The sequence below is a fragment of the Streptomyces sp. NBC_00122 genome (genome assembly GCF_045160845.1).
GTDB lineage: Bacteria > Actinomycetota > Actinomycetes > Streptomycetales > Streptomycetaceae > Streptomyces.
In genome coordinates, this window is sequence record NZ_CP108191.1 from 3,107,218 (window position 1) to 3,129,727 (window position 22,510).

At 70.7% G+C, this 22,510-nt stretch carries 21 protein-coding genes, 2 tRNA genes and 1 pseudogene; 13 read left to right on the forward strand and 11 right to left on the reverse strand.

Features of this window, described 5'->3' with window-relative positions:
* Positions 1-35: 35 nt before the first annotated feature.
* On the forward strand, positions 36-1,361 hold the full coding sequence (locus tag OG737_RS14645; RefSeq protein WP_328926610.1) for a hypothetical protein: 1,326 nt from the start codon (positions 36-38) through the stop codon (positions 1,359-1,361).
* Here OG737_RS14645 and OG737_RS14650 read toward each other — a convergent pair.
* Both OG737_RS14650 and OG737_RS14655 read right to left on the reverse strand, forming a co-directional pair.
* Positions 1,348-2,706 (reverse strand): protein kinase domain-containing protein, encoded by a 1,359-nt coding sequence (locus tag OG737_RS14650; protein WP_405921600.1) that lies wholly within the window; start codon positions 2,704-2,706, stop codon positions 1,348-1,350. The genes OG737_RS14645 and OG737_RS14650 overlap by 14 nt on opposite strands.
* Before the next feature lie 44 nt (positions 2,707-2,750).
* Entirely contained in the window at positions 2,751-3,299 is a 549-nt protein-coding gene (locus OG737_RS14655) for a DNA-binding protein (RefSeq protein ID WP_328926612.1), read from the reverse strand.
* Positions 3,300-3,463: 164 nt separating this feature from the next.
* Between OG737_RS14655 and OG737_RS14660 the strand changes: the two genes are divergently transcribed.
* Positions 3,464-3,536 (forward strand) — tRNA-Ala (locus OG737_RS14660).
* 103 nt (positions 3,537-3,639) lie between these two features.
* Here OG737_RS14660 and OG737_RS14665 read toward each other — a convergent pair.
* Complete coding sequence (locus OG737_RS14665; protein WP_328926613.1) at positions 3,640-4,164, reverse strand: GNAT family N-acetyltransferase; 525 nt, start codon at positions 4,162-4,164, stop codon at positions 3,640-3,642.
* Positions 4,165-4,373: 209 nt separating this feature from the next.
* Here OG737_RS14665 and OG737_RS14670 point away from each other — a divergent pair, with 209 nt between their 5' ends.
* Entirely contained in the window at positions 4,374-4,916 is a 543-nt protein-coding gene (locus OG737_RS14670) for a LysM domain-containing protein (RefSeq protein WP_328926614.1), read from the forward strand.
* Positions 4,917-4,997: 81 nt separating this feature from the next.
* On the opposite strand, the gene OG737_RS14675 is transcribed toward OG737_RS14670, so the two are convergent.
* Positions 4,998-5,723: a DUF5324 family protein gene (locus OG737_RS14675; protein ID WP_405921601.1), complete on the reverse strand. Its 726-nt coding sequence runs from the start codon at positions 5,721-5,723 to the stop codon at positions 4,998-5,000.
* A gap of 174 nt (positions 5,724-5,897) precedes the next feature.
* On the opposite strand from OG737_RS14675, the gene OG737_RS14680 reads away from it, so the two are divergent.
* On the forward strand, positions 5,898-6,425 hold the full coding sequence (locus tag OG737_RS14680) for a peptidylprolyl isomerase (protein ID WP_328930350.1): 528 nt from the start codon (positions 5,898-5,900) through the stop codon (positions 6,423-6,425).
* A gap of 116 nt (positions 6,426-6,541) precedes the next feature.
* A complete protein-coding gene (locus OG737_RS14685; RefSeq protein ID WP_328926615.1) occupies positions 6,542-7,417 on the forward strand; it encodes a rhomboid family intramembrane serine protease in 876 nt (291 codons plus the stop codon).
* A gap of 115 nt (positions 7,418-7,532) precedes the next feature.
* Here OG737_RS14685 and crgA read toward each other — a convergent pair whose 3' ends face one another.
* Positions 7,533-7,787 (reverse strand): cell division protein CrgA, encoded by a 255-nt coding sequence (gene crgA, locus OG737_RS14690; protein WP_328926616.1) that lies wholly within the window; start codon positions 7,785-7,787, stop codon positions 7,533-7,535.
* A gap of 91 nt (positions 7,788-7,878) precedes the next feature.
* Between crgA and OG737_RS14695 the strand changes: the two genes are divergently transcribed.
* The 6 genes and pseudogenes from OG737_RS14695 (at position 7,879) to OG737_RS14720 (ending at position 11,857) form a co-directional block, all read left to right on the forward strand.
* The gene (locus OG737_RS14695; RefSeq protein WP_328926617.1) at positions 7,879-8,667 is read left to right on the forward strand and encodes a DUF881 domain-containing protein; all 789 of its coding nucleotides are present in this window, start codon (positions 7,879-7,881) and stop codon (positions 8,665-8,667) included.
* Positions 8,624-9,385, forward strand: a complete 762-nt coding sequence (locus OG737_RS14700) for a class E sortase (protein WP_405921602.1) — start codon at positions 8,624-8,626, stop codon at positions 9,383-9,385. The genes OG737_RS14695 and OG737_RS14700 overlap by 44 nt, the downstream gene beginning before the upstream one ends.
* A 79-nt stretch (positions 9,386-9,464) precedes the next feature.
* The gene (locus OG737_RS14705) at positions 9,465-9,641 is read left to right on the forward strand and encodes a hypothetical protein (RefSeq protein ID WP_030011120.1); all 177 of its coding nucleotides are present in this window, start codon (positions 9,465-9,467) and stop codon (positions 9,639-9,641) included.
* Entirely contained in the window at positions 9,638-10,276 is a 639-nt protein-coding gene (locus tag OG737_RS14710; RefSeq protein WP_328926619.1) for an aminodeoxychorismate/anthranilate synthase component II, read from the forward strand. The genes OG737_RS14705 and OG737_RS14710 overlap by 4 nt, the downstream gene beginning before the upstream one ends.
* Positions 10,246-11,100, forward strand: a pseudogene (locus OG737_RS14715) (class E sortase); the annotation flags it as partial. The gene OG737_RS14710 and the pseudogene OG737_RS14715, both read left to right, overlap by 31 nt.
* 22 nt (positions 11,101-11,122) lie before the next feature.
* On the forward strand, positions 11,123-11,857 hold the full coding sequence (locus OG737_RS14720; protein ID WP_328926620.1) for a class E sortase: 735 nt from the start codon (positions 11,123-11,125) through the stop codon (positions 11,855-11,857).
* Positions 11,858-12,077: 220 nt separating this feature from the next.
* On the opposite strand, the gene pknB is transcribed toward OG737_RS14720, so the two are convergent.
* From pknB to OG737_RS14750, 6 genes are all read right to left on the reverse strand, one after another.
* Entirely contained in the window at positions 12,078-14,075 is a 1,998-nt protein-coding gene (gene pknB / locus OG737_RS14725; RefSeq protein ID WP_328926621.1) for a Stk1 family PASTA domain-containing Ser/Thr kinase, read from the reverse strand.
* A 219-nt stretch (positions 14,076-14,294) separates the two neighbouring features.
* On the reverse strand, positions 14,295-15,761 hold the full coding sequence (locus tag OG737_RS14730) for a penicillin-binding transpeptidase domain-containing protein (RefSeq protein WP_328926622.1): 1,467 nt from the start codon (positions 15,759-15,761) through the stop codon (positions 14,295-14,297).
* Positions 15,758-17,182: an FtsW/RodA/SpoVE family cell cycle protein gene (locus OG737_RS14735; protein ID WP_328926623.1), complete on the reverse strand. Its 1,425-nt coding sequence runs from the start codon at positions 17,180-17,182 to the stop codon at positions 15,758-15,760. Before OG737_RS14735 ends, OG737_RS14730 begins: the two co-directional genes overlap by 4 nt.
* Before the next feature lie 31 nt (positions 17,183-17,213).
* The gene (locus OG737_RS14740; protein ID WP_328926624.1) at positions 17,214-18,677 is read right to left on the reverse strand and encodes a PP2C family serine/threonine-protein phosphatase; all 1,464 of its coding nucleotides are present in this window, start codon (positions 18,675-18,677) and stop codon (positions 17,214-17,216) included.
* 138 nt (positions 18,678-18,815) lie between these two features.
* Positions 18,816-19,313, reverse strand: a complete 498-nt coding sequence (locus tag OG737_RS14745) for an FHA domain-containing protein (RefSeq protein ID WP_328926625.1) — start codon at positions 19,311-19,313, stop codon at positions 18,816-18,818.
* Between the two features lie 10 nt (positions 19,314-19,323).
* Entirely contained in the window at positions 19,324-20,163 is an 840-nt protein-coding gene (locus tag OG737_RS14750) for a DUF3662 and FHA domain-containing protein (RefSeq protein ID WP_328926626.1), read from the reverse strand.
* Between the two features lie 293 nt (positions 20,164-20,456).
* Between OG737_RS14750 and OG737_RS14755 the strand changes: the two genes are divergently transcribed.
* A tRNA-Leu gene (locus OG737_RS14755) sits at positions 20,457-20,539 on the forward strand.
* Between the two features lie 281 nt (positions 20,540-20,820).
* Entirely contained in the window at positions 20,821-22,491 is a 1,671-nt protein-coding gene (locus OG737_RS14760; protein WP_328930351.1) for a histidine kinase, read from the forward strand.
* Positions 22,492-22,510 lie beyond the last annotated feature (19 nt).

The window sequence follows — 22,510 nt, forward strand, 5'->3', positions numbered from 1 at the left end:
ATTTGGCTTGCGCTAGCAAAGTCGGGGTGGGCGTGATGAGTCGGGTACGGACGGCGCTGCGGGCGGGAGCCGTGGTGGGGGCGGCGGCCCTGACCATGGCCGCGGGCGCGGCGGACGCCGCCCACGCGGACGGGACCGCCCCGCAGCCGGTCCCGGCGTACCGCGCGGCGGACGGTGCGAAGGCGGTCGAGGGCAAGACCTCCAGCGCGGACGCCCCGCTCCTGGAGGCCGGCAACTTCTACAAGGACACGCTCGCCCCCGGTGAGCGCCTCTACCGGCTCGTCCTGGAGAAGGACGAGTCCGACGTGTACGTCTCCGCCGTGCTCCGGCCCGCCCCGGGGGCCAAGGTCTCCTCCAGCGACGGCATCGAGGTGGAGATCATGACCACCGCCGGGCGTTCCTGCCCGGGCAGCACCGGCCGCGCGAGCTTCAACTACGACCCCGCCCCCGTCAGCGCCGCCGGTGTCCGGCGGGGGGCGGAGGACGAGGACTGCGCGCCGGCCGGCGTCTACTACGCGAAGGTCACCCGTACGTCGGCCAAGGGCTCCGACCAGAGCCCCTGGCCGCTCGAACTCCGGGTCCAGCGGGAACCCGGCCGCGGCGCGGGCGGCCCCACCGCCGCGCCCAGCGGCTGGCCCTCGGGGGCCCCGGCCCTGCCCGGCAGCGAGGCGGTGGCCCGCACCGGGGGCACCGGCTTCAACGACGCCCGCGCGCTGGGCGCCGGTGTGTGGCGCGACGAGATGCGGCCGGGACAGACCCGCTACTACCGGGTCCCGCTGGACTGGGGTCAGCAGCTGGGCCTCAGCGCCGAGCTCGCCGCCGCCAAGATGACCAAGCCGTACGGTTCCGCCTCGGGCGGGCTCGTCGTCTCCCTCTACACCCCTTACCGGAGCCTGATCTCCGACAAGGACACCTCGTACGACGGCAAGCAGGCCGGGATCACCCTGGAGAAGACGCCTCCCGTCGCCTACGAGAACCGCTTCGCCAGTGACCGGGCCGTTCAGTCCGTGCGCATCGCGGGCTGGTACTACGTCGCGGTGACGATGGGCGGAAAGGTCGCCGACTTCACCGAGGACGCGGTGCCCGTGCCGCTGACCCTGCGGATGGACGTGACCGGCACCCCGGTCAAGGCGCCCGCGTACAAGGAGGGCCTGGCCGTGGGCGGGTTCGGGGTCGGGGCCGAGGACCGGGCCGCGGCGAAGGCGGGGCTCACCGCCCCGGAAGCCGCCGACGCCGCGGGGAACCGCTCCGTGATGCGGGTGGTGGCGGGTGCCGGGTTCGGCGCCGGGACGCTGCTGCTGCTCGTGCTGGGCGGCTGGATCCTGCTCGCCCGCAGGGGCGCGCGTACTACAGCTGGGTGAGGGCCCAGATGCCGACGGCGAAGCAGAGCAGCGCCGCGGCGAGGATGCCGGCCGTCACCTTCCCCGGCGGCGGGGCGATCCCGCCGGCCCGGGCGGGCGGCGCGGCCGGGGTGTGCGCCACGGGCGGCTGGAGGTGGAAACTCCCGGTCTCCGCGGGACCCGCGTAGCCGCCGGGCACGGGGACGGTCTGGCTTCCGGTGCCGCGCGGATCGGGGCGGGTGGCCTCCGCCACAGTGGCCGACGCCGCGTACGGGGACGCGTAAGGGCCCGGGGCCGGGACGGCGTACGGGTTCGGGGTCGCGTACGGGTTCGGGGACGGCATCGGGTTCGGGGACGGCATCGGGATCGGGGACGGCGTCGGGATCGGGGACGGCGTCGGGATCGAGGCCGGTGTCCCGGTCGGGGTCCGAGGTCCGTCCGGCGGCGGTGCCGCGGCCGTCGTGGGTCCGTCCGGGGCCGCCGTCGGCTCCGGACCCTGGGGGCCGAAACCGGAGGGGAGCGGGCCGAGTTGGTCGAACACTTCCACCGGATCCTCGCCCGGCGCGGCCGGCGCGAGCAGCTCCACGGCCTCGGCAAGGGCCTTGCGCGCCCCCGTGGCGGTCTTGAACCGGCTGTGGGGCTCCGGCTGCAGGAGACCGGCGATGACGTCCCACAGCGGCGCGGGGACGCCTTCCGGGGCGCCCGGGGTGCCATGGGCGAGGAAATGCTCCACCAGGGCCTGCGAGTCGGGCTTGCGCCCCTGGAGCAGGTACAGGGCGACCAGCCCGACGGCGAAGAGGTCGGCGGGGAAGTCGGGCTCGGCACCCAGCAGTTGCTCGGGGGCGAAGTAACCCGGGGTGCCGACGACGTAGTTCGTCTCGGTCAGCCGGGGCTCGCCCTTGCGCATGGAGATGCCGAAGTCGGACAGCCGCAGGTGCGGCCGCCCGGTTCCGGTGGCCTCCATCAGGATGTTGGCCGGTTTGATGTCGCGGTGCACGACGCCCTCCGCGTGCACCGCAGCCAGCCCCGACAGGAGCTGGTCGAGCAGGGTGCACACGAACCGCGGCGGGAGGGGACCGTAGTCCCCGATGACGTGGCCCAGGGAGCCGCCGCTGACCAGGTCCATCGTGAAGAGGACCTTGTCGTCGTCGGCCGCCCAGCTGGCGGGGGCCAGTACGTGCGGGTGATCGATGCGCAGGGCCTGCTCCCGTACGAACCTCAGGAGCGTGTGGGCGTCGCTCTGCAGGAGGACCTTCGCGGCGACGTACCGGCGGCGGCGGTGGTCCCAGGCGCGCCATACGGCGCCGGCGCCACCACGCCCGATCGGATCGATCAGTTCGTACCGACCGGCGAAAACCTCACCCATCGCTGTGCCCGTCCCCCGTCACCCGTAGTCCGCCGCCCTGCTCGTCAGTTCTGGTGGGCCTCGTAGTGGGCGACCGCGTCGGCGGTGCGGCCCGCGCCGTACACCCGGAGGAACTCTGCCAGTTCCGGGTGGCTGGGGGCGAGGCCGTCCGCCGCGTCGATGATGTCGCCGGCCGCGGAGACCGAGCGCAGCAGCGACTGGATCTCACGGACGACGCGCTTGACGGTGGGCGCGCCCGAACTGGTGGTGGTCTGACCGTTGTTGCTGAGGACGGAGCCTCCCTGGGTCTTCTTGATCTCGTCCATCCGGTCGGTGGCCTCCGCCGCACTGACGCTCCCGTCGGCCACCTGGCCGGCGAGATCCTGGAGCGCCTGGACGCGCTGCACCACGGCAGGGTTGCCGATCTTGGCGCGCTGGCCGCTCATCAGCTGGGACAGCATGGGCGCCGACAGTCCGAGGACGGCAGCGAGGCGGGCCTGGTTCAAGCCGAGGTCATCTATGAGCCGGCGGAAGAGCGCTCCCAGCGGCTCCCCGTACCAACTGCGCTGAAGCTCTCTGGCTCTGGCCGTGGCCTCTTGCTGAACAGCGTCCACTCTTACTTCTCCCCTACTTCGCTGGTGCGAACCTCGCGAGCATCTTACGGAGAGTGGTCGCACGGCGGGAGTCCCTATCATTTTGCGAGATGAGGGGGTACACCCGGTACTCTGTTCTGCGGAACACCCGCTCCCCGCACGGGGAGAGGCGTGTGCCGACCCATGGGGCCTTAGCTCAGTTGGTAGAGCGCTGCCTTTGCAAGGCAGATGTCAGGAGTTCGAATCTCCTAGGCTCCACATACAAGACCCTCCTTGACCTGCGGAAACGCGGTCAAGGAGGGTCTTTTTCGCGTCCGGGGCCGTGGCGGCGGCACGTCGGCCGGACAGGCCGCGGGGGTGTCTAGAGGTCGATCCAGTAGCGGTACTTGGGGCCGATCAAGGTCTCGCGGAGATCTTCGAGGACACCGCCGCCCCGCTCGATCGTGCGCACCGACGCGGTGTTGTCCGGGTCGCAGGTCAGCAGGACCCGGTCCATCCCCATCACGCGTGCCTCGTGGAGCACCGATTCCAGCGCCCAGCCGGCCAGCCCGCGCTGCCGGGCCGAGGGGCGCACGCTGTAGCCGATGTGGCCGCCCGCGTCGAGGAGGAAGGCGTTCAGGTGGTGGCGCAGGTCTATGGCTCCGAGATAGGTGTCGCCCTCGGCGATCCACCAGTACGTGGCGTGGACCCGGCCCTGCTCGACCGGCACCGTGCGGTCCGCGTACCCGTGCAGCCGCTCCACCCAGGCCGCGAATCCCCCGGGGCTGTCGACGTCGTCGTCGGAGCCGAGGCCGGCCCCGTCCATGTGGGCGTCGGATCCCCATTCCTCTCGGGCGGAGAGCCAGGAGGAGTGCAGGCGGGGAGTGGGCCGTATCAGCTCGGGCATGTTCCGGACGCTATCAGCCGGTCCGGAGCGGGCCCGGGCCCCACCGTTCGGCCGATGTTTCACGTGAAACAGCCGAGGCACCGGGGGGCAGGAGCGTGGCGGCCGGGTCCCCCGGACGGCCTTGCCGCAGGGCCGCCCGGCGCCCGGTGCCAGACAGTGGGGGAAGGCACCGAGCCCGGGGGGCATCACCACGCCGGAGGCGTACACACATGGGACTCTTCGACTTCCTGAAGTCCGACAAGAAGAAGGAACACGAGGCCGCCGAGAAGGCGAAGGAGCAGGTCCAGCAACAGGCTTCCGCGGCGACGGCACGTCCCGGGAGCCAGGCGGCCGACGCCGCGTCGGCCACCCGCGCGGCCGCCGAGCGCATGGCGGCCGCCGCGCCGCCGAAGCCCAAGCACGCCCCCGCGGCCCCGACCCCGGCCTCGGCCGCGCACAAGGCCGTTCCCGTCGCCCCCAACCCCGCCCCCATGCCGCCCGCGCCGGCTTCGGCCCCCACCGCGCCCGGCGCTCGGCACACCCCGACCCCCGCGTCGGCCGCGCACAAGGCCGTACCCGCGGCTCCCAAGCCGACACCCATGGCCAAGAAGCGCACGTACACCGTCAGGCCCGGCGACTCGCTCTCGGACATCGCCCGCCGCGAGCTCGGCAACGAGGCCCGCTGGCGCGAGCTCTACGCCATGAACAAGGGCGTCATCGGCTCCAACCCCGACCTCGTCCGCCCGGGCATGGTCCTGACCCTGCCCGGCTGACCTGCCGGATGACGGCCGAAGGGGCCCGGATCCTGGTGGATCCGGGCCCTTCTTCCGGCTTCTTCGGCTCTTCGGCCCGGGTCAGCGCTGCTCGTCCTCCGAGCCCGGTCCCGAACCCGGGCCCGAACCCCCCTCGCGCTCCTTCTCCGCCAGCTCGTCGTCGAAGCTCGCGGGCTGCCCGCCGTCGCGCGCCGGAACCTCCGTGGCCGCCGGGGGCTCGACGAGCCAGTCCGGGTTCGACTGCTGGTCCCACCACCTCCACGCCGCGTAGGCGACGCCCGCCAGCACGGCGGCAAGCGTGACACCGCGCAGCACCCGGCCCCTGCGCGCCCGCCGTTCGTGGTGCGCCACCATCCGCTGCACCTCCTTGGCCGACACCTGGCCGCGGAGCGCGGCCAGGGCCGCCGCCGACGCGGCCGCCGACCGCGCTGCGGCCTCCTCGGCCACCGGCGAGGCCACGGCGATCGCGCTCTCGATCCGAGGCTGGGTGTAATCGGCCGCCTGACGCGCCGCCAGACGCGTCTGCTCCACGGCCTTCTTCGCCGCCCGGTCGACATGCGGCGGCACGTGGGCGCGCGCCGACATGATCCGGGGATGTACGTGGCAGTCGTATGTCGTACGCGCCTGCCGCGCGGCCTCGTTGGCCGCCTGCGACACCATCGGCGCCAGCCGCTCATTCGCCTCATGCGCGTAGTGCACCGCGGCGTCCTTGGCGGATTCCGCGTACGGCGCCACCACTTCCGCCGCGTGCCGCACACTCTCCCTGGCGCTCTCGGCTGCCAGGCGCATGCTGTCCTTGCCGGTCACGGGATCCTCCTCCTCGGTGGCGGACACAGTTCACCTTTCCACCCTTTGTCGGATCATGCCTGCCATACCGCCGACCGGCATGCGTGACAGGGCATACGGGTGGACGATTTCTGTGCCGCGCTGCGCTGCGTGCGACCATCTGGACCGACAGTGATGACTATGGAAGGCAGATCCGTGGCCGAGAAGCTCTACGCCACCCTGAAGACCAACCACGGCGACATCGTGATCGAGCTGCTGGAGAACTTCGCTCCGAAGACGGTCCGGAACTTCGTGGAGCTCGCCACGGGCGCGCGTGAATGGACCCGTCCCACCGACGGCCAGAAGACCACGGACCCGCTCTACGACGGCACCGTCTTCCACCGTGTCATCAGCGGTTTCATGATCCAGGGCGGCGACCCGCTGGGGAACGGCACCGGCGGCCCCGGCTACCAGTTCGGCGACGAGTTCCACCCCGACCTGGCCTTCACCAAGCCCTACCTGCTCGCCATGGCCAACGCGGGCCCGGGCACCAACGGCTCGCAGTTCTTCATCACCGTCGCGCCCACCGCGTGGCTGACCCGCAAGCACACCATCTTCGGCGAGGTCACCGACCCGGCCAGCCAGAAGATCGTGGACGCCATCGCCTCCAGCGCCACCAACCCGCGCACCGAGCGCCCGGTGGACGACGTGATCATCCAGTCGGTCGTCGTCGAGAAGCGCTGACCCCGGAGGACCCCGGAGGGAACCTTTGGGCCCCGCCCGTCCGTCCTGCATGCATACGAAGTGTGGGGCCGTACCGGCGGGGAGTGCCCGCGCCTCGCCGCCGATCGAGGGAACCGATGGACACCGACCGTCTGCCGGGCTGCTACCGCCACCCGGACCGCCACACGGGGATCAGCTGCACCCGCTGCGAGCGCCCCATCTGCCCCGAGTGCATGATCAGCGCCTCGGTCGGCTTCCAGTGCCCCGAGTGCGTCCGTGAGGGCTCCGGCACCGGCCACCGGCCGACCGCGAACGCGCCGCGCAACATCGCGGGCGGGGTGGTGGCCGCGGATCCCCACCTGGTCACCAAGACCCTCATCTGCATCAACGCCGCCGTGTTCCTCGCGGGTCTGGTGGCCCCGGCGGTCGTGGTCCAGCTGGAGCTGCTCGGCCGCTATGTGGAATTCGTCGGCGCCCCCGTCGAAGGCGTTTCCACCGGCCAGTACTACCGCCTGCTGACGTCGGTGTTCCTGCACGCCGAGTGGTGGCACATCATCGGCAACATGATCGGCCTGTGGGTGATCGGCGGCCCGCTGGAAGCGGCGCTGGGCCGGTCCCGCTATCTCGCCGTCTACCTGCTCTCGGGCCTCGGCGGCAGCGCCCTCGTCTATCTGCTGACCGAACCGAACACGCAGACGCTCGGCGCCTCGGGCGCGGTCTTCGGGCTGCTCGGCGCCACCGTCGTCCTCGCCCGCCGGCTGCGCTACGAGATGCGGCCGGTGATCACCATGGTCGTGCTGATGCTGGTGCTGACCTTCGTACCGATCGGCGGCAGCCTCACCGTGTCCTGGCAGGCGCACGTGGGCGGGCTGGTCACCGGCGCGCTGGTGGGCCTGGGCATGCTCCGGCCCGCCGCCGGCAGGTACCGCGCACTCATCCAATGGGGGACGTGCGCGGCCGTATTCCTGCTGGCGGCAGCGGTGATTCTGATCCGGACCGCCGAACTCACCTGATCACACCGGCGTCAACTCTCCACAGAGTTATCCACAGATCTTCTGTCTTTTCCTCAGGTGTGGATGACGCTGTGGATAACTCCTGGGGAGAGCTTCCCTCAGCGGGCGGCAGGTGCTACTTCCACTGCGTGGATACGCCGAATCCCGCCGCGATAAATCCGAATCCGACTACAATGTTCCAATTGCCCAGCGATTCGATCGGCAGCTGGGTCTCGGTCACGTAGAAGACGACGATCCACGCGAGACCGATCAGGAAGAGCGCCAGCATGACCGGAGCGACCCAGCTGCGGTTCGTCAGCCTGATGGACTGCGGCGTCCGCGTGGGCGGAGGCGTGTAGTCGTCCTTCTTGCGGATACGTGACTTCGGCACGAGGGGCTCTCCTGTCGATGCGCTGGGGACCTTGCCTGCCCCGGGCGTCCGTTAGCGTAGTGGACCTGTGGCGTTGAAGGAGAAGGGTACGTTGAGCAATTCCGACGACTCCTCCGTGGGTCCCCGTCGCCGGGCCAGAGTGGTCCGGCTGCTGACCGCCGCCGTCTTCGCCCTGGCCGGGCTGCTCTTCGTCACCAGTTTCAACACCTCCAAGGGTACGAACATCCGGACGGACGCCTCGCTTCTCAAGCTGTCGGACCTCATCGAGGAACGCAGTCAGAGCAACGGGGAGCTGGAGGAGAGCCTCGGACCGGTACGCCGACGGGTGGACGCCCTCGCCGAGCGCGACGACGGCAGCACCAAGGCCGAGGACGCCAAGCTGGCCGCTCTGCGCACCGCGTCGGGCACCGAGGAACTGCCCGGCAAGGGCCTGACGGTCACCCTCAACGACGCCCCGCCGAACGCCACCGCCCGGATCCCCAACGTGCCCGAGCCGCAGCCCAACGACCTGGTGATCCACCAGCAGGACCTGCAGGCCGTGGTGAACGCCCTCTGGCAGGGCGGGGCCCAGGGCATCCAGGTCATGGACCAGCGGCTGATCTCCACCAGCGCGGTCCGCTGCGTGGGCAACACCCTGATCCTCCAGGGCCGGGTGTACTCGCCTCCGTACAAGGTCTCGGCGGTCGGCGACCCGGGCGCGTTGCGCAAGGCCCTCGCCGCCTCCCCGGCCCTGCAGAACTACCAGCTGTACGTGAACGCGTACGGGCTCGGCTGGAAAGTGGACGAGCACAAGGCGCTGACACTTCCCGGCTACTCCGGCACAGTGGACCTCCACTATGCGAAGCCGCTGGCCCCTTCCTCCGAGACCGGCTCGCCCTGACGCCGTACTCCGCCTGGTGGTACGGACGTCCAGTGAGGTGTGCCTGACGGCGGGCACGCTGATCGTGCTCTTCGTCGCCTACGTCCTGCTGTGGACCGGGGTCAAGGCCGACAGGGCCATGGACGGCGAGATGGCCCGGCTGCGCGACGGCTGGGCTGCGGCCCCGGCGGCAGCCCCGGCCCCGGCTTCGTCCCCGGACGCCGCACCGCTGCCGGAACCGCCCCGGCCCGCGGCACCGGAGGGCTACCCCGCCGGCCGGGCCTTCGCCGAGATGTACATCCCGCGGTTCGGCCCGGACTGGAACAAGCCCGTCCTGGAGGGCACGGGCACCGAGCTGCTGAAGAAGGGCCTCGGCCACTACGCCGGCACCGCCCCGCTCGGCGCCACCGGGAACTTCTCGGTGGCGGGCCACCGGCGCACGTACGGAGACCCCTTCAAGGACTTCCCCGAACTGCGCCCCGGCGACGCCGTGATCCTCAAGGACGCGACGACCTGGTACACCTACACGGTGCGCGGCGAGCCGCTGCGCACCCTGCCGACGGACGTCGGGGTGGTCGACCCGGTGCCCCGGAAGTCCCCCTTCACGGCGCCCGGCCGGTACCTGACGCTGACGACCTGCGACCCCGAGTGGGGCCACAGCCACCGGCTGGTCGTGTGGGCGGAGCTGACCGGCACGCGCCTCGTGGGGCAGGGCGGTCCCGAGGGTTTGCCGAGGTGACTGACCCGGCCGGGCCCGTGCCTTTAGTCTGTTCGCGTACCGCCCCTGCGGTGCGTGGAGCGAGAGGGACGCGGACGGAATGTACGGCTGGATCTGGCGGCATCTGCCGGGCAACGCGTGGGTACGCGCGCTGATCTCACTCGTACTTGTCCTCGCGGTGGTGTTCGTGCTGTTCCAGTACGTCTTCCCGTGGGCCGAGCCGCTCCTTCCGTTCAACGATGTGACGGTGGACGAGGGATCGGGAGCCACTCCGTGAGCGCGCGCATTCTGGTTGTAGACAACTACGACAGCTTTGTCTTCAACCTGGTCCAGTACCTCTACCAGCTCGGCGCCGAATGCGAGGTGCTGCGCAACGACGAGGTCGAGCTCTCGCACGCGCAGGACGGCTTCGACGGTGTGCTGCTCTCCCCCGGGCCGGGGACGCCGGAAGAGGCGGGAGTGTGCGTCGACATGGTCCGCCACTGCGCGCGGACGGGCGTTCCGGTCTTCGGTGTCTGCCTGGGCATGCAGTCGATGGCGGTGGCGTACGGAGGGGTCGTGGACCGGGCTCCGGAGCTGCTGCACGGCAAGACCTCGCCGGTGGTGCACGAGGGCATCGGCGTCTTCGCCGGCCTGCCGTCGCCGTTCACCGCGACCCGCTACCACTCCCTCGCCGCCGAACCCGGGACCCTCCCCGACGAGCTGGAGGTCACGGCGCGCACCGAGGACGGGATCATCATGGGCCTGCGGCACCGGGAGCACGACGTGGAGGGTGTGCAGTTCCACCCCGAGTCGGTGCTGACGGAGTGGGGCCACCGGATGCTCGCGAACTGGCTGGTGCGGTGCGGTGACGCGGGTGCCGTGGAGCGCTCGGTGGGGCTGGCCCCGGTGGTGGGCAAGGCCGTCGCGTGACCGCGCTCGCGCCGTCCGCGCCCACAGGGGGCCGGGCCGCGCGGCGCAGGGCAGCTCAGGAAGCCGCGAAGCGGGCCGCGAGGAACACCCGCAGGCGGGGCGGGAGGCGGCGCAGACGGCCGGCCTCGGGTGGCCCGGTGGTCATCGCGAGCCGCCTGGGCGGGGAACTGTTCATCACACTGGGCCTGGTGATGCTGCTGTTCGTCGCCTACCAGCTCTGGTACACGAACATCGTGGCGGAGCGGTCGGCGAACGGGGCCGCGGGCTCGCTCCAGCAGACGTGGCAGCGGGAACCGGGCGCGGGCGGGCCCGCCGCTCCGGCGGTGTCGGCGTTCGAGCCGGGCCAGGGCTTCGCCATCCTGTACATCCCGAAGCTGGACCTGAAGGTGCCGGTGGCGGAGGGGATCAGCAAGCCGAAGGTGCTGGACCGGGGGATGGCCGGGCACTACGGGGAGGGTGCGCTCAAGACGGCGATGCCGGGGGACGCGCAGGGCAACTTCGCGGTGGCGGGCCACCGCAACACCCACGGGGAGCCGTTCCGCTTCATCAACCGGCTGGTGCCGGGGGATCCCGTCGTGGTCGAGACGCGGGACGCGTACTACACGTACGAGATGACCTCGGCGCTGGCGCAGACACCGCCGACGAACGTGTCGGTGCTGAAGCCGGTGCCGGAGGGATCGGGCTTCACCTCTGCGGGCCGGTACATCACGCTGACGACCTGCACCCCGGAGTTCACCAGCACCTACCGGATGATCGTATGGGGCAGGATGACCGATGAACGCCCCCGCAGCCAGGGCCCTCCGCCCGCGCTGAACAGCCCGTAGCCGCCCTAAGGACGAATCAGCAGTGTCTCGTGCCCGCCGCCGCGCCGCGGCCCCGCCCGCCGGCCGCCGCAGTGTGCTCGCCGGGTTCCTCAGCCTGCTGGGCGAGCTCCTGATCACGGTGGGCCTGGTCCTGGGCCTGTTCGTGGCCTACTCGCTGTGGTGGACGAACGTGCTCGCGGACCGGCAGGCGTCGGCGCGGGGCGACCAGATGCGCCAGCAGTGGCTGACGCCGGGCCCGGAAGCGGCGAAGCCCGCGGAACCGGGGGCGCTGGACACCAAGGACGGCGTCGGCTTCCTGCACGTGCCGGCGATGAAGAACGGCGACGTGCTGGTCAAGCCGGGCACGGACCCGGACATCCTCAACGACGGGGTCGCGGGCTACTACACGGACCCGGTGAAGTCGGCGCTGCCGTGGGACGAAAAGGGGAACTTCTCCCTCGCCGCGCACCGGGACGGCCACGGCGCGAAGTTCCACAACATCGACAAGGTGAAGAACGGCGACGCGATCGTCTTCGAGACCAAGGACACCTGGTACGTGTACAAGGTCTTCGCGGAGCTCCGGCAGACGTCGAAGTACAACGTGGACGTGATCAACCCGGTCCCGAAGGAGTCGGGCAGGACCGCCCCGGGCCGCTACATCACGCTGACCACGTGCACACCGGTGTACACGTCGAAGTACCGGTACGTGGTGTGGGGCGAGCTGGTCCGCACGGAGAAGGTGGACGGCAAGCGGACGCTGCCGATCGAGCTGCGCTAGGTGTTCCTTCCGAGCCGCAGGCCGCGGCTCGGGAAGAGCGCGGGACCTGGAGCCCGACTCCCGCGCTCCGGGCCTCCAGAAGGCCCCTGTGGGCCGCTGTGACGCCTCTCTGGGCGGCGATGGCTGCGATGGCCAGGGCTTGGACGTGCGTCCGTTCCAGCACGCACGAAAAAGGTCCGGCCCTTCTCCGAGGAGAAGGGCCGGACCTTTGGTCCTGCTTCTAGCGGCGGCCGCCGGTCAAGCCTCCGAAGAGGCCGCCGTCCTGCTGGCCGCCCTGCGTCGTGTAGACGTTGACCACCGAGCCGGTGTTGACCGGGAAGCCGGCGAGCGGGTCGGACTGGAACACGACCGCGTTGTCGTCCGTCGGGCCGTTGATGACCCTGCCGAACGTCAGGCCCTTGGAGGCCAGTTCCTGCTTCGCCTGGGCCACGGTCCGGCCGGCCAGGTTCGGCACCTGGGTCTGCTGCGGCGCGGCCTTGGAGATCGTGATGTTGACCGTCTTGCCCGGGTCGAGCTGCTCACCGGGCTGGTTCCCCTGATCGACGACGGTCCGCGGGGCGGCTCCGGGGAAATCGATCTCGGTGACGGAGCCCAGCTTGAGCTTGACGGCCTTGAGCGCCTTCTCCGCGTCGTCCTTGGTCTTGCCCTTGAGGTCCGGGACGACCGCCTTGGCCTGCTCCTTGGCGACGGTCAGCACGATGACGCTGTTCTTCTCCGCCTCGCCACCGGCCTTGGGGGTCTGGTCGATGACCGTGCCGGCGGTGCGCTCGGACTCCTGGAGCTTGCGGTCGACCTGGAAGCCCTTCTCCTTCAGTGCCGCCTCGGCCTGCTCGTACGTGAGGTTGAGGACGTTGGGGACCGGCGCCTTGGGCGCGCCCGAGGAGATCGTCACCGTGACGGTGGAGTCCTTCGCGACCTTGGTCTCGGCTGCCGGGTCCTGCTTGCAGACGCTGCCCTTGGGCTGGTCGCAGGGTTCGTCGGCGCCCTTGACGACCTTGAGGCCGACGTTCTCGCCGCTCTTCTGTGCCTGCTCGAGGGTCGAGCCGACGAGCTTGGGCACACTGGGCCGGTTGTCGGCGGTGTTGAAGAGGGAGCGGCCGATGAGGATCGCGCCGACCAGGACGAGGACGCCGGCCACCACGAGCAGGATCGTGGAGGCCTTGCTCTTCTTCTGGCGGCGGTGCGGCCCCTGGTCGTAGCCGCCCTGGTCGCCGTACCCGTAGCCGCCTTCACCCGGGGGCGTGGGCGGCATCATCGAGGTCTGGCCGGAGTCGGCGGCGCGCAGGGCGGCGGTGGGCTGGTCGTAGCCCTGGTGTCCGTAGCCGCCCGGGTCGGGGTAGCCGTAGCCGGACGTGCCCATGGAAGCGGCGGCGACGGGCTGGCCGTCGAGGCAAGCCTCGATGTCGGCGCGCATCTCGTCGGCGGACTGGTAGCGGTAGTCGGGATCCTTGACCAGCGCCTTCAGGACGATGGCGTCCATCTCGGGCGTGATCTCGGGGTCGAAGTTCGACGGCGGCTGCGGCTCTTCCCGTACGTGCTGGTAGGCGACGGCCACGGGGGAGTCGCCGACGAACGGGGGCCGCACGCTGAGGAGCTCGTAGAGCAGGCAGCCGGCGGAGTAGAGGTCGGAGCGCGCGTCGACCTGCTCGCCCTTGGCCTGCTCCGGCGAGAGGTACTGGGCGGTGCCGATGACGGCCGCCGTCTGCGTCATGGTCATGCCGGAATCGCCCATGGCGCGGGCGATGCCGAAGTCCATGACCTTGACCTGGCCGGTGCGGGTCAGCATCACGTTGGCGGGCTTGATGTCGCGGTGCACGATGCCGGCGCGGTGGGAGTACTCCAGGGCCTGGAGGATGCCGATGCACATCTCCAGGGTGCGTTCGGGCAGCAGCTTGCGCCCGGAGTGCAGCAGCTCGCGCAGGGTGGACCCGTCGACGTACTCCATCACGATGTACGGGATGGAGATGTTGTCGACGTAGTCCTCGCCGGTGTCGTAGACGGCGACGATCGCCGGGTGGTTCAGCGACGCGGCCGACTGGGCCTCGCGACGGAACCGGGCCTGGAAGGACGGGTCGCGGGCGAGATCGGCGCGCAGAGTCTTGACGGCGACGGTACGGCCGAGCCGGGTGTCGTGGGCGAGGTAGACCTCGGCCATGCCACCGCGGCCGAGCACGTGGCTCAGCTCGTACCGGCCGCCGAGGCGACGCGGCTCTTCCATAACGTTGCAGCCCTCTCCGTCAGTCCCGACCGCACCTGTGTGTGGTCCGGCGGTGTGCTGTTCGCGCAAAGGCTACCGGCCGATCGTCTGTGATCGGATCGTGGCCACAGGCTGATACAGGACCGGTACCGTACGCGCGGATCCGCCCGGGAGCAGTGATGTGGATCACTGTGTTCCGGTGGTCCGTCGTCCCTGGATCGTTCCGGGACGACCGCTTGGTCATCGCTGGCTCTTCAGTACGGCTTCCATGACCGCCTTGGCGACCGGGGCGGCGAGGCCGCCGCCGCTGATGTCGTCGCGGGCGGTGCCCTCGCTGTCCTCGATGACGACGGCGACGGCGACGGGCGAGGTGCCGTCCGGGTTCTCGGCGTACGAGATGAACCAGGCGTAGGGACGCTTCTTGTTGCCCTCGCCGTGCTGGGCGGTGCCGGTCTTGCCGCCGACCTTGACGTCCTTGATCTTGGCCTTGGCGCCGGTGCCGCTGTCGACGACGTTGACCATCATCTCCTGGACCTTCTGGGCGTTGGCGGCGGAGAGCGGCCGGCTCATCTCCTGCGGCGAGTGCTTCTCGATGACGTCGAGGTTGGGCGCGGTGAGCTGGTCGACCATGTAGGGCTTCATCAGCTTGCCGTCGTTGGCGATCGCGGCGGTGACCATGGCCATCTGGAGCGGGGTGGCGGCCGTGTTGAACTGGCCGATGGCGCTCTGGGCGTTGCCGTCCTTGCCCATCTTCTTGTCGTAGACGCTGGCGAAGGCGCGGACGGGAATGTCGATCTTGTCGTTGTTGAAGCCGAACTTCTCGGCGGTCTCCACCATGTTGTCGCGGGTGACCTTGTCGCCCATGTTCGCGAACACGGAGTTGCAGGAGATGCGCAGGGCCTCGTTGAGGCTGGCCTTCTCGCAACCGGCGTGGGAGTTCGGCAGCTGGGTCTTGGTGCCCGGCAGGAAGTACGGCTCCGGCGTGTCCGTCGGGTCGTTGATCTCCTTGACGACGCCGTGTTCCAGCGCGGCGGCCGCGGTGACGACCTTGAAGGTGGAGCCCGGCGGGTAGGTCTCGCGCAGGGCGCGGTTGACGAGGTTCTTGTCCTCGCTGTCCTTCAGTTCGACCCAGGCCTTCTCGTCGGTCTTGGAGTTGCCGGCGAAGCGGGAGGGGTCGTAGGAGGGGGTGGAGACCAGGGCGAGGATGGCGCCGGTGCGCGGGTCGATGGCGGCAGCCGCGCCCTTCTTGGTGCCGAGCGCCTGGAAGGCGGCCTTCTGGGCGTCGGGGTTGAGCGTGGTGACGACGTTGCCGCCCTGCTTCTTCTCCCCGGTGAACATGCCGATGGTGCGGTCGAAGAAGAGCCGGTCGTCGTTGCCGGTGAGGATGCCGTCTTCGAGGGATTCGAGCTGGGTGGAGCCGAAGGCCTGCGAGGCGTACCCGGTGACGGGGGCCCAGAGCTGGCCGTCGGCGTAGGTCCGCTTGTACTTGTAGTCGCTGCCGTCGGTGACCGCCGACCCGGTGATCGGTTCGCCGTTGACGATGATGTTGCCGCGTTCGGTGGCGTACTGGGCGATCTGGACCCGGCGGTTTTCCTTGCGGGTGCTGAGTTCCTCGGCCTGGACGTACTGCAGCCAGTTGGTGCGGATCAGCAGCGCGAGGACGAGCAGCCCGCAGAACAGCGAGATGCGGCGCAGGGGCTTGTTCATGACGGGCGGACCACCTGGGTCATCTCGGAGTCGGGGGACGGGGCGGGGGCCGGCGCAGGTCGGCGTGCGGTGTCGCTGATCCGGATGAGGATGGCGATGAGGATCCAGTTCGCGAGGACGGAGGAGCCGCCGGAGGCGAGGAAGGGCATGGTCATGCCGGTGAGGGGGATGAGGCCCATGACTCCGCCGGCGACGACGAAGATCTGGAGGGCGAAGGCGCCGGACAGGCCGATGGCGAAGAGCTTGCCGAAGGGGTCGCGGGCGGCCAGGGCGGTGCGGACGCCCCGCTCGATGATGAGGCCGTAGAGCAGGAGGAAGGCCATCACGCCCGCGAGGCCGAGTTCCTCGCCGACGGTGGAGAAGATGAAGTCGGAGTTCGCGGCGAAGCCGATGAGGTCGGAGTTGCCCTGTCCCCAGCCGGTGCCGAGGACGCCGCCGGAGCCGAAGCTCATGATCGACTGGCCGACCTGTTCGCAGGCTCCGGACTTGGAGTAGCAGGCGAAGGGGTCGAGCCAGGCGGTGACGCGGACCTTGACGTGGCTGGCGGTGGCGCCGACGACGGTGGCGCCGCCGACCGACATGAGCAGGCCGATCACGATCCAGCTGGTCCGCTCGGTGGCGACGTACAGCATGATCACGAACATGCCGAAGAAGAGCAGCGAGGTGCCGAGGTCGTTCTCGAAGACGAGGACGAGCAGGCTCATCGCCCAGATCATCAGGATCGGGCCGAGGTCGCGGCCGCGCGGCAGGTAGAGGCCCATGAAGCGGCGGCTGGCCAGTGCGAGGGCGTCGCGCTTCACCATGAGGTAGCCGGCGAAGAAGATCGCGATGACGATCTTCGCGAACTCGCCGGGCTGGATGGAGAAGCCGCCGACGCTGATCCAGATCTTGGCACCGAAGACGTCGGCGCCCAGGCCCGGGACGACGGGCAGGATCAGCAGGACCAGGGCGCCGGCCATGGAGATGTAGGTGAACCGCTGCAGGACGCGGTGGTCCTTGAGGATCAGCAGGACCGCGGCGAACAGGGCGACGGCGACCGCCGTGTACATCATCTGGCGGGGCGCGGAGGGGTTGAAGGCGCCGACGGAGCGCTTGGCGAGGTTCTGCAGCCGCTCGGACTGGTCGAGGCGCCAGATCAGGACGAGGCCCAGCCCGTTGAGGAGCGTGCCCAGCGGCAGCAGCAGCGGGTCGGCGTACTTCGCGTACCGGCGTACGACGAGGTGCGCGATCCCGGCCAGGGCGCCGAGGCCGAGGCCGTAGAGGAACATGCCGGGGGGCAGCTCGCCGTGGATCGACAGGCCTACGTTGGCGTAGGCGAAGATCGGGATGACCACGGCGAAAACGAGCAGCAGGAGCTCGGTGTTCCGCCGGCTCGGCAGCTCGATGGCGCCGATGGTGGTCGTGTTGGTGACAACGCTCATGGTGTGGCAGGCCCCCTGTGCCCGCGAGTGTCTACTGCTTGCCGCAGAGGCTGACCACTTGCTGCTCCGCGGGAGTCAGAGTGGAGCCCGGTGTCTGGTTCTGCGCCTCGGCGTTGCGGCGTTCCTCGTCCTTCTTGCAGGCCGAGACCTGGACGCCGAGGTCGTCGAGCTTCTCGCGGGCGCCGTCCAGGCTGCCCTCGCTGATGGTGGCCTCGACGAGCTTCCGCTTGAAGGGCGGCAGGTACTTCAGTTCGATGTCGGGGCGGTCGGTCTCCACCTTGGAGAGCTCCAGCGGTCCGAGCTTCGGGCTGATGCCGCGGAAGAGCGCGACGTGCTCGCCCTTCACGCCGACGTAGAACTGGGTCTGGGTCCAGCGCCAGCCGGCGTAGAGGCCGCCGCCGACGGCGCCGGCGACGAGGAGCAGGACCAGCGTACGCGTGGTCCACTTGCGCCCTTTGCTGCGGCGCCTGCGGGGGTGGTCGTACGTGTCCTCGTAGCCGGAGTCCGCGTCGTAGGCCTCGGCCTCGCCGAAGCTGCCGTAGGCGCCGCCCTGGCCCTGGCCCTGGTCGCCGTATCCGTAGCCGCCCGGCTCGCCGCTGCCGGGGGGGCCGAAGGCGCCGGCGGGCGGGGCGGCCTGGCGGCCGAGGCCCGAGGCGCGGCCGGCCGGGGTCTGCATGGCGTTGCCGCCGTCGAAGAGCTGGTGCTGGTTCTCGGCGACCGCGCCGACGACGACCGGGGTGTCGCTGACCTGGGCGGCGAGGGTGTCGCCGCTGTCGGTGTCGAGGACGTCGGCGACGATGCAGGTGATGTTGTCGGGTCCGCCGCCGCGCAGGGCGAGCTGGATGAGCGACTGCACGGTCTCGCGGGGGCCGTGGTAGTCGGCGAGGGTCTCTTCGAGGGTCTGGTGGGAGACCACGCCCGAGAGTCCGTCGGAGCAGATGAGGTAGCGGTCGCCGGCCCGGACCTCGCGGATGGAGAGGTCGGGTTCGACGATGTCGCCGCTGCCGAGCGCCCGCATCAGGAGGGAGCGCTGCGGGTGGGTGGTGGCTTCCTCTTCGGTGATGCGGCCCTCGTCGACGAGGCGCTGCACCCAGGTGTGGTCCTGGGTGATCTGGGTGAGGACGCCGTCGCGCAGCAGGTAGGCGCGGGAGTCGCCGACGTGGACGAGGCCGAGGCGCTGTCCGGTCCACAGCAGGGCGGTGAGCGTGGTGCCCATGCCTTCGAGCTGGGGGTCCTCCTCGACCATGACGCGCAGCTGGTCGTTGGCGCGCTGCACGGCCGTGGCGAGGGAGGTGAGGATGTCGGAGCCCGGGACGTCGTCGTCGAGCTGCACGAGGGTGGAGATCACCTCGGAGCTCGCGACCTCGCCGGCGGCCTGGCCTCCCATGCCGTCGGCGATCGCGAGGAGACGGGGTCCGGCGTAGCCGGAGTCCTCGTTCCCCTCGCGGATCATGCCTTTGTGCGATCCGGCGGCGAACCGCAGGGACAGACTCATGCGCACCTCGCCGGTCGGCTCCGGGTACAACCGGTCTCGAGCCACACTGCCCACCCTCCGGTCGGGAGCGCGCACGTGTCCGTGTCCAAGGTGGGACGGATCACCACCGCGCGCTCGCTCCGCTCGCTCATTCTCGTACTACTTCCGCAGCTCGATGACGGTCTTGCCGATGCGGATCGGGGCGCCCGGCGGAATGGGCGTCGGGGTGGTCAGCCGGGTCCGGTCGAGATACGTGCCGTTGGTGGACCCGAGATCCTCGACGATCCACTGGCCGTCACGGTCGGGGTAGATCCTGGCATGGCGGCTGGACGCGTAGTCGTCGTCCAGCACGATCGTCGAGTCGTGGGCGCGGCCCAGCGTGATCGTCTGGCCGGCGAGGGCCACCGTGGTTCCCGTGAGGGTGCCCTCGGACACGACGAGCTTGGTGGGCGCACCGCGGCGCTGGCGCTGCTGCGGTGGCGCGGCCTGGCGCCCCGGCTGCTGCGGGGTGTTTCCCGCGCTGCCGCGGCGGGAGCCGCGCTGCGTCACTCTCGTTCCGAAGAGGTCGCTGCGGATGACCTGTACGGCCACGATGACGAACAGCCACAGAACGGCTAGGAAACCCAGCCGCATGACCGTCAGGGTCAGCTCTGACATTGCCCCCGCTTCACCCTTCGGCTTGCCGGTAAATGATGGTGGTGCTGCCCACGACGATCCGCGAGCCGTCGCGGAGCGTAGCGCGGGTGGTGTGCTGCCCGTCCACCACGATGCCGTTGGTGGACCCGAGATCCTGGATCGTCGAGGGCGTTCCGGTCCGGATCTCACAGTGCCGGCGCGATACGCCGGGGTCGTCGATCCGCACGTCGGCTTCGGTGCTTCGGCCGAGTACGAGCGTGGGGCGCGAGATCTGGTGGCGGGTGCCGTTGATCTCGATCCAGTGGCGCTTGGGTGCGCCGGAGGCCGGTACGGGTGCGGCCGCGCCGGGCCCGCCGGGGGCGGGCCGCCGGGCGCCGGGTCCGCCGGGGGGCGGGGCGCTGGGCATGGGCGGTGCGGCGACCGGGGGGTAACCGTATCCGCCCTGGACGGAGGGTCCGCCCTGCGGCCGGCCCTGGGAGGCCTGCGGCTGGGAGGTGCTGGCGGCGAGGGTGCGGCTGCGGACCCGGTAGAGCCCGGTGTCGAGGTCGTCGGCCTTCTCCAGGTTGACCTTGATGGGGCCCATGAAGCTGTAGCGCTGCTGCTTGGCGTAGTCGCGGACGAGGCCCGCGAGCTCGTCGCCGAGCTGCCCGGAGTAGGGGCTCAGGCGCTCGTAGTCGCCGGCGCTGAGCTCGACGATGAAGTCGTTGGGGACGACGGTCCGCTCGCGGTTCCAGATGGTGGCGTTGTTGTCGCACTCACGCTGGAGGGCTCCGGCGATCTCCACCGGCTGGACCTCGGACTTGAACACCTTGGCGAAGGTGCCGTTCACCAGACCTTCGAGTCGCTGCTCGAACCGCTTCAGAACTCCCATGGGGCACCTCCTCCGTCGTTGTCGCCCTGTACTGCTTACTGATCGTATCCACGCGTGGCGGATTCGGGTGGTTCCCCATCGGTCCTGTGCGGACGAGTGTTGGTCCTCACAAGGGATCGTAGGGGCGCCCCAAGGACAGTGTCCCGCACCAGGGGCGGAGTGCGGGAGGGGCCGTCCCGGGCGGGGTGCGGGGGCGTCGGGAAAGCGATGTGATTCCACCCCGTCCTACGTGCTAATGTTTCGACGTCGCCAGGGGAACGGCCCGAAAGGGAAGAACCACTGGGACGCTACTCGGGCGAGTGGCGGAACGGCAGACGCGCTGGCTTCAGGTGCCAGTGTCCTTCGGGACGTGGGGGTTCAAATCCCCCCTCGCCCACATCGACGAAACGGTCGTCATCGCGAAAGCGGTGGCGGCCGTTTCGTGTTGTGCGTCCGGGATCCGGTTCCGGAGGTCCGGCGCGGGCGGTGGAAGTGACGTAGACCACGGTGGGGCGCCGCCGCTGACGGCTGGTCAGTCGCCGGGTGGCCGGGGCCGTCGTCGCGCCCGATCCGGCTTTCGTCGCGCATGGTCCGACTTTCGTTGCCCGGGGCGAGACGAAAGAGGGCGGCCGGGGGCGCGGCGGGATGTCTAGGGTCGGCCGGGTGGATGCGAAGGCGATGACGCGTGCGGGCTGGGACTGGCTGAAGGGGCCGGAGCCCTGGACCTGGCGGATGCTGGCGGGGGATCTGGCGCTGGCCGGGATCCTGGCCCTGCCCGGCCTGGCTGTCGAGGAATTCGACCACGGCTCCGGGCGGCGGATGCTGGCGAGTGTCGTGGTCGTGGTGGTGCTGACCCTGCTGCGGCGGCGGATGCCGGCGACGACGCTCGTGGTGGGCTCGGCGGCGAGCGCGTTCCTGCCCGGCACGGTGCTGATCACGGGTCTGCTGGGCTGGTCGGCGGGGCGCCGGATCGTCGGGGTGGGCCGGGCGGGGGTCGCCTTCACCCTGGCGTTCCTGGCGTCGGTCGGCCTGAGCGTGGTGCACGAGCGGGCGGAGATGCGACCGCTCCTGGTGGTCGTCTTCTCCGCGCTGATGTTCCTGGCGACGACGGTGATGCCGGGTCTGGCCAGCCGGTACTGGTCGCAGCGCCGGACGCTGCTGCGCGCGCTCCAGGAGCGCAACGGGCAGTTGCTGCGCGAGCGGGCGATGGTCGCGGGGCAGGCGAGGCTGCGCGAGCGGCAGCGGATAGCCCAGGACATGCACGACAGCCTCGGCCACCAGCTGGCGCTGATCTCGGTGCACACCGGTGCGCTGGAGGTGGATCCGAAGCTCACCGACCGCCAGCGCGAGGCGGTGGGGGTGCTGCGGCAGGCGTCGGTGGCGGCGATGCACGAGCTGCGCGAGGTCGTCGGCATCCTGCGGGACGGGGTCGCGGCGCCGGTGCCCGTGGAGGAGGCGGCGCAGCCCGCGGCGCGCGGGGTGGCCGGGATCGCGGGGGTCGTGGAGGCGGCGCGCGGCGCGGGGACCGATGTGCGGATGTCCGTCTCGGGTCAGCCGCGGCCGCTGGTGGCGGCCTGCGACCACGCGGCGTACCGGATCGTGCAGGAGGCGCTGACGAACGCGTACAAGCACGCTCCGGGGGCTCCGATCACGGTGGAGCTGCGGTACGAGGACGACTCGCTGGTGGTGGAGATCGCCAACGGTCCGGCGGCCGGCCCGGGCGCCGGTGAGGTGGTGTCGGGCGGGCAGGGGCTGACGGGGCTGCACGAGCGGGCCCGCCTGGTCGGCGGGATGGTGCACGCGGGGGCGGTCGAGGGCGGCGGGTTCCGGGTGGCCGGGGTGCTGCCGTACGGGGCGGAGCCGGCCGGGGTGGAGGACGTCGCCGACGATTTCGGGCAGCAGGCGCAGGCGCGGGGGATGCGGGGCGGGCCGCCGATGGACTGGGAGGCGGTGGACCGGGAGCTGGCCGTACGGGTGCGCAGCCGCAGCGGTGGTCTCGCGGTGGGCTGCGGGATCGCCTTCGCGGCCTTGGTGCTCATGGTGATCGTGATCGGCGCGGGGGTGGCTCTGCTGGTGGGCTCGCTGAGCGATGCCGTGCTCGCGCGGGAGGAGTTCGACGCGGTGCGGGTGGGCGAGTCGGAGCAGGCCGTGCGGGACCGGCTGCCGAGCGGTGAGAGCTTCCTGACCGCCGGGGCGGAGCGCAAGGGGCCGCCGCGGCCGGAGGGCTCGAAGTGTCTGGCGCTGCTGGCGTCGGACGACTCGGCGGCCCTCGGGACGGACCTGGTTTTCCGGTTCTGCTTCAAGGACGGCAAGCTCGTGGACAAGCAGGCTTATGAGGTCAAGCAGTAGGAGCGCGGGTGCAAGCCGA

What these genes read in the sequence shown, in the direction of transcription:
- OG737_RS14645 (WP_328926610.1), top strand. Translation starts at nt 36, where the DNA reads ATGAGTCGGGTACGGACGGCGCTGCGGGCGGGAGCCGTGGTGGGGGCG.
- OG737_RS14650 (WP_405921600.1), bottom strand. Translation starts at nt 2,706, where the DNA reads ATGGGTGAGGTTTTCGCCGGTCGGTACGAACTGATCGATCCGATCGGG.
- OG737_RS14665 (WP_328926613.1), bottom strand. Translation starts at nt 4,164, where the DNA reads ATGCCCGAGCTGATACGGCCCACTCCCCGCCTGCACTCCTCCTGGCTC.
- OG737_RS14670 (WP_328926614.1), top strand. Translation starts at nt 4,374, where the DNA reads ATGGGACTCTTCGACTTCCTGAAGTCCGACAAGAAGAAGGAACACGAG.
- OG737_RS14685 (WP_328926615.1), top strand. Translation starts at nt 6,542, where the DNA reads ATGGACACCGACCGTCTGCCGGGCTGCTACCGCCACCCGGACCGCCAC.
- OG737_RS14700 (WP_405921602.1), top strand. Translation starts at nt 8,624, where the DNA reads ATGCGAAGCCGCTGGCCCCTTCCTCCGAGACCGGCTCGCCCTGACGCC.
- OG737_RS14705 (WP_030011120.1), top strand. Translation starts at nt 9,465, where the DNA reads ATGTACGGCTGGATCTGGCGGCATCTGCCGGGCAACGCGTGGGTACGC.
- pknB (WP_328926621.1), bottom strand. Translation starts at nt 14,075, where the DNA reads ATGGAAGAGCCGCGTCGCCTCGGCGGCCGGTACGAGCTGAGCCACGTG.
- OG737_RS14730 (WP_328926622.1), bottom strand. Translation starts at nt 15,761, where the DNA reads ATGAACAAGCCCCTGCGCCGCATCTCGCTGTTCTGCGGGCTGCTCGTC.
- OG737_RS14735 (WP_328926623.1), bottom strand. Translation starts at nt 17,182, where the DNA reads ATGAGCGTTGTCACCAACACGACCACCATCGGCGCCATCGAGCTGCCG.
- OG737_RS14740 (WP_328926624.1), bottom strand. Translation starts at nt 18,677, where the DNA reads ATGAGTCTGTCCCTGCGGTTCGCCGCCGGATCGCACAAAGGCATGATC.
- OG737_RS14745 (WP_328926625.1), bottom strand. Translation starts at nt 19,313, where the DNA reads ATGTCAGAGCTGACCCTGACGGTCATGCGGCTGGGTTTCCTAGCCGTT.
- OG737_RS14750 (WP_328926626.1), bottom strand. Translation starts at nt 20,163, where the DNA reads ATGGGAGTTCTGAAGCGGTTCGAGCAGCGACTCGAAGGTCTGGTGAAC.
- OG737_RS14760 (WP_328930351.1), top strand. Translation starts at nt 20,821, where the DNA reads ATGACGCGTGCGGGCTGGGACTGGCTGAAGGGGCCGGAGCCCTGGACC.